Genomic DNA, 5597 nt, shown 5'->3' with positions numbered 1-5597 from the left:
CAAGAAGTCAAGTTGATCCAACTTGACTGTGAAATGCTCTAAAGGGCAGCTTTCTCAACAGAAGCTGCCCTTTTTATTTTGAGCTGGCAGATAATTCCATTTGTCATTGGTATTAAAAAGGTATTATAGTCTGGGTATGGATAATACCAGATTACTTCCTCTTCTTCAGCGCGGATTAGCGGCGCAAACGACCGGCGGGCCGCTTTATAAGCAGGTTTCCGTGGTACTGACCAATTTGATTGAGGATGGCAGTCTCGCCGCTGGCAGTAGTTTGCCGCCCGAGCGTGAGCTGGCGCAGGCGCTTGGTCTGGCGCGGGTCACCATCCGCTCGGCCTATCAGGCATTGCTTGAAAACCGGCTGGTGGAACGCCGTCATGGCAGCGGCACCTATATTTGCGAACGTCCGAAAAAGATCAGTCAGCCACTCTGGCAGCTTACCTCATTCTCGCAGGATATGATCGCCCGTGGTAAAGTACCAGGGGTACGTATTCTATCCGGCGGTATCGGGCAGCCGTCACCGGAAGAGGCATTCCAGCTTGGCATTTCCATGCAGGATCTGGTGGTGCGGGTAGAGCGCCTGCGCCTTGCCGATGATATGCCGATGGCAATTGAACGTGCCGTGGTGCCGCAGCGTCTGCTGGGTACCGCTACATTATCTGCTGCCGGACAGGAAACGGAACTGGCACAGGCTGTGCTCAGCGGTGCGCTGTCGCTTTATACAGCACTCGAACAGCATGGCTATAAGCCGGTGCGCGCTTTGCAGAGGCTGACTGCTGTTGTGCTTGATCCGGTCAATGCGCGTTTGCTTGGTGTGGCTGACAAGGCTGCTGCCCTGCAAATGGAGCGCGTGTCGCGCACGCAAACAGACCGGATTGTTGAATATACCCGCTCGCTTTATCGCGGCGATGCTTATGACTTTATTGCAGAATTGAAAACGGGAGAGGTCCGATGACCGTATCACCAACACTCATGCTTCAGGAAACCGAACAGGCTGCTTCAGTTGTTGCAGCCATGTTAAAAGACCAGAAGCCGGTTTTTGAAGAAATCGCGGCGGTCTTTGCCTCCCGTAAGCCCGCGCTGATTTCGACCTGTGCACGCGGTTCCTCTGACCATGCGGCAACATTTTTCAAATATCTGGCAGAAATCCGTTTAGGCTTACCGGTGGCAGCAATCGGCCCGTCAGTGGCATCAGTTTATGATGCGCCGTTGCAGCTTGGTTCTGCTGTGCATTTCACGGTTTCGCAGTCCGGCGCCAGCCCGGATATCGTTGCCATGCAGCGCGCAGCTAAAAAAGGCGGTGCGGTCACTGTCGCCGTGGTCAATGTGACCGACAGCCCGCTCGGCAATGAGGCCGATATCGTGCTGGGGATCGGTGCAGGCCCTGAGAAAAGTGTTGCTGCGACCAAATCTTTTATCGCTTCTGCTGCGGCTCTGGCCGGTGTGATTGCTGCAGTGAGCAAAGACAGCACAATGCAGGGCGGGCTTGATCAGCTGCCGGAAGCACTGGGCGCGGTTCAGGTTGATGCAGGCAATGCGCTTGAGAATATTCTGGCTGAAAAACAGTCGCTGTTTATCGGCGGTCGCGGCCCTTCAATGGCGATTGCGCTTGAAGCGGCGCTGAAAGCCAAGGAAACTTCGGCCATTCATGCGGAAGCCTTCTCGCTGGCCGAGCTGATGCATGGCCCGATGCGTCTGGTGGAAAAAGGCTTCCCGATTGTGGCCTTTGTCTCGCAGGATCAGGCCTATCAGCATAATCTGCAGGCGCTGAAACATCTGGAAAGCATTGGCGGCAATATTCTGGCCATTTCCCCGCTGGATCTGCCATGGAGCCAGATTAAAACACCGGCAACCGGTTCGGCTCTGCTTGATCCGCTGGTATCGCTCGGTGCCTATTATCGTGTGATCGAAGCGGTGACGCGCCGCCGTGGTTTTAATCCTGATAAGCCGCTTAATCTGAATAAGGTAACGGAGACTGTCTGATGGGTTTTCAGCTGCTGCGTGGTGCGCGTGTTTTTGACGGTCATCGTTTTCATGAGCGGACAGCCGTTCTGATCGAGAAGGGCAGGATTGTCCGTCTGGTGCAGGATGGTGACGCATTGCCGGAAAATCTGCAGATCATTGAACTGGATGGCGGCATTCTCAGCCCCGGTTTTATTGATGCGCAGGTCAATGGCGGCGGCGGGGCAATGCTCAATGACGGGCCAACGCCTGAAATCATGTGCACCATCGCAGCAGGCCATCGCCCATATGGCACAACCAGCCTGTTGCCAACCCTGATTACCGATACCGGTGATGTGACGGCGCAGGCTATGACTGCCGCCGTGGCTGCGGTGCAGGCTGATAAAGGTGTTGCCGGTCTTCATCTTGAAGGCCCGCATCTGGCGCCGGCGAAAAAAGGAGCGCATCTGGCGGAGCTGATGCGCCCTGTAGAGGCAGCTGACATTCAGGCGCTGACTGCAGCGGCGCAGAAAATCGGTTGTCTGCTGGTGACAATGGCTGCGGAACAGGTCACACCCGATCAGGTGCGTGAGCTGACCGAAGGCGGTGTTATTATCAGCATCGGCCATAGTGACAGCACTTATGAAATGGCTATGGCGCGGTTCGATGCGGGCGCGCAGGGCGTGACCCATCTGTTCAATGCAATGAGTCAGTTCGGCCATCGTACGCCTAATCTCGTTGGTGCGGCATTGGATCATCCGTCCGTGTGGAGTGGCATTATTGCCGATGGTCATCATGTCGAACCTGCGGCTTTGCGTGTGGCATTGCGGGCAAAACGCGGACAGGGTCGCCTGTTCTTTGTTACCGATGCGATGTCGCTGGTTGGTTCCGGCCGCGATACATTCCAACTCAACGGCCGCACAGTTTATCGTGTTGAGGGTGGTTATTGCCCGAAACTGGTGCTGGAAGATCGAACTACGCTGGCGGGCTCTGATCTCGATATGGCATCGGGTATCCGCTATGGTATGGCAATGTTGGATCTCTCTTCCGAAGAAGCTCTGCGCATGGCAACATCCTATCCGGCCGCGTTTTTGCAGCTGAAGGATCGTGGGGTTCTGGCACCGAAAAAGCGTGCTGATCTGGTCTGGTTGGACGATCAGTGCCATGTCAGAGCGACATGGATTTCCGGTGTGCGACAGGATCAACAGGCATGAGCATTATCAATGATTATTTCGACCGTCTGACTGCGCATCTCACGCAATTGCGTGACAGTCAGGCTGAGGCGATGAAGCAGGCTGTTGCCATGATCGGCGAAGCTGCACGCAATGATAAGCGTGTCTTTGTGTTCGGTACTGGTCATTCGCATATGCTGGCGGAAGAGGTGCATTATCGTGCCGGTGGTCTGGCGATTACCGTACCGGTTCTCTCGGCTTTCACGATGCTGCATGAGGGGGCATCATCCAGCACCAAATTCGAACGTATCAGCGGCATGGTTCAGCCTTTGCTGCAACGCTATGATATTGGAGCCGGTGATATTCTGCTGGTTGTTTCCAATTCCGGTGTTAATGCCGCGCCGGTTGAAGCTGCGCGCTTCGGCCGTGAAGCCGGTGCAAAAATTATCGCGCTGACATCCGTTTCCTATTCTGCCGACGCGGCCAATGGTCGTGTGCGTCTGTCTGAGCTGGCCGATCTGGTGCTGGATAATGAAATTCCTGCCGGTGATGCGATGATGCAGCTGCCAAACAGCGACATGAAAGCGGGCGCGGTTTCCACCGCCGTTGGTGCTACCATTCTCCATGCGATCTTTACCGCGGTTGCTGCCGAACTGGCCGCAGAGGGCGGAGAAGTTCCGGTTTATCGCAGTGCGAATATGCCGGGTGCCACGGAAATCAATGACCGGTTGATTGAAAAATATAAGACCCGCAATCCGCATTTGTGAGTTTTACATACCACCCATAAGTCAGGAAATCATCACCTGTAACCTGAGATTATGGGTCATGCAGATTTGTCTGCAAATGGCAGGAATCCGTCAAACAAAAGCGTAATCGGGACTGTTAAGCGCTGAAATTCTGTGTAAGAGCTTCATACGGAACCGGAATTTTCTGGTTCATTCTCATTTGAACTGTTGAAGCTTAAGGGACACTCCCATGCAGAATTATGTGTTGACCGTCAGTTGCCAGTCACGCCTCGGTATAGTTGCCGCTATTTCCGGATATCTCGCGGGTATGGGGTGTAACATCGTTGACAGCGCACAGTTCGATGATCTCGGTGCCGATAAATTCTTTATGCGCGTCAGCTTTATTACCGAGCAGGGCAAAAGCTTCGAAGAAATTGCCGGTGGTTTTCAGGAAACTGCTGACAAGTTCGGCATGGCTTATGATTTCCACGATACCCGCAAGCCGGTGAAAACATTGCTGATGGTTTCACGCTTTGGCCATTGCCTCAATGATCTGCTCTATCGCTGGAAAATCGGCGGTCTGCCGATTGATATTGTGGGTGTGATCTCTAACCATTTTGATTATCAGAAGGTTGTGGTCAATCACGATATTCCTTTCCACCATATTGCGGTGACCAAGGAAAATAAGATCGAAGCCGAAGCCAAGATGATGGATATCGTCAACCAGACCGGTACGGAACTGGTGGTTCTGGCGCGTTACATGCAGGTTCTGTCTGATGAACTGAGCCAGAAAATGTCCGGCAAGATCATCAATATTCACCATTCCTTCCTGCCATCTTTCAAAGGCGCCAATCCGTACAAGCAGGCTTATGAGCGTGGCGTGAAGCTGATCGGTGCCACCGCGCATTATGTCACCGCTGATCTCGATGAAGGTCCGATTATCGAGCAGGATGTTGCCCGCATCACCCATGCGCAATCGGCAGCCGACTATGTTTCAATCGGTCGTGATGTCGAAGCGCAGGTTCTGGCACGCGCCATCCATGCGCATATCCATCACCGCGTGTTCCTCAATGGTAACCGGACTGTGGTATTTCCGGCGAGCCCAGGGTCGTACGCCTCTGAACGCATGGGCTAAGAGAATTTCGGCTCTGGCGGGCTGCAAATGGCAATTTTCTGCGCTTCCGGTGCTCACGTACACACGGCACCGCACGTCCTATTGGACGTGCAAAGGCTGCCGTGATCTTTAAGACTGCATAATCTTATCTTTCATCAGCGGATGAAAGGATTATGCAGGGTACGCTGCGCGCCGGTTCTCAAAAATCACCATTTTCGCCACGCCATAACCAAAATTCAAAGCGTCGCGCTTTGTTGGGGCGCCAGCAGGTTGAGAAGGTTGAGTGTAGAGAAATAAAAAGTCGGAATTTCCGGCTTTTATTTTTGCAGAGATGACTGGCATTTCTCTTCAACTGCATTTCTGAAGTCAGACATATTTCTCACCCACGCATTTTCCCCCTCAACCAGAGGTCTGGAATAGGCATCCAGTATAACCGTCTGAAAAATCTCATGCACCGCCGGATCAAATTTGACCTGCAAAAGATCAGCCAGCGGCTTTCCCTGTAAACGTGCCGCCATCGACCGTCCTGCAAGCTCCCCGAGTTTGGTGCAGAACACGGCATTATTTTCACTCGCATGAGCCACGGGCAGAGGCGCAGTATAAATAATAGTCGTCAGGGCTGCTAAAAATAAACGCATGTGAGCCTCC

At 53.5% G+C, this 5597-nt stretch carries 6 protein-coding genes; 5 read left to right on the top strand and 1 reads right to left on the bottom strand.

Annotated features, from left to right (window positions below; translation table 11 throughout):
- The first annotated feature begins 136 nt into the window (after window positions 1-136).
- The 5 genes from A918_RS0101550 to purU all read left to right on the top strand — a co-directional run bounded on the left by A918_RS0101550 (window position 137) and on the right by purU (window position 4970).
- Window positions 137-952 (top strand): GntR family transcriptional regulator, encoded by an 816-nt coding sequence (locus A918_RS0101550; protein WP_022709351.1) that lies wholly within the window; start codon window positions 137-139, stop codon window positions 950-952.
- Window positions 949-1980, top strand: a complete 1032-nt coding sequence (locus tag A918_RS0101545; protein WP_022709350.1) for an SIS domain-containing protein — start codon at window positions 949-951, stop codon at window positions 1978-1980. The genes A918_RS0101550 and A918_RS0101545 overlap by 4 nt, the downstream gene beginning before the upstream one ends.
- Window positions 1980-3152, top strand: coding sequence for an N-acetylglucosamine-6-phosphate deacetylase (gene nagA, locus A918_RS0101540; protein WP_022709349.1), 1173 nt, complete (start codon window positions 1980-1982; stop codon window positions 3150-3152). Before A918_RS0101545 ends, nagA begins: the two co-directional genes overlap by 1 nt.
- Window positions 3149-3877: an SIS domain-containing protein gene (locus A918_RS0101535; RefSeq protein WP_022709348.1), complete on the top strand. Its 729-nt coding sequence runs from the start codon at window positions 3149-3151 to the stop codon at window positions 3875-3877. The genes nagA and A918_RS0101535 overlap by 4 nt, the downstream gene beginning before the upstream one ends.
- A gap of 208 nt (window positions 3878-4085) precedes the next feature.
- Window positions 4086-4970 carry a formyltetrahydrofolate deformylase gene (gene purU / locus A918_RS0101530; protein ID WP_028233241.1) on the top strand — a complete coding sequence of 295 codons (885 nt, stop codon included), beginning with the start codon at window positions 4086-4088 and terminating at the stop codon, window positions 4968-4970.
- A gap of 296 nt (window positions 4971-5266) precedes the next feature.
- On the opposite strand, the gene A918_RS19130 is transcribed toward purU, so the two are convergent.
- On the bottom strand, window positions 5267-5597 hold a 331-nt coding region (locus A918_RS19130), incomplete at its 5' end, for a hypothetical protein (protein ID WP_033315808.1).

This window comes from Pseudochrobactrum sp. AO18b (assembly GCF_000409565.1).
Taxonomy (GTDB): Bacteria; Pseudomonadota; Alphaproteobacteria; order Rhizobiales; family Rhizobiaceae; genus Pseudochrobactrum; species Pseudochrobactrum saccharolyticum.
Note: the sequence above shows the minus strand (reverse complement) of the source record. Positions and strands in the feature narration are given on the sequence as shown.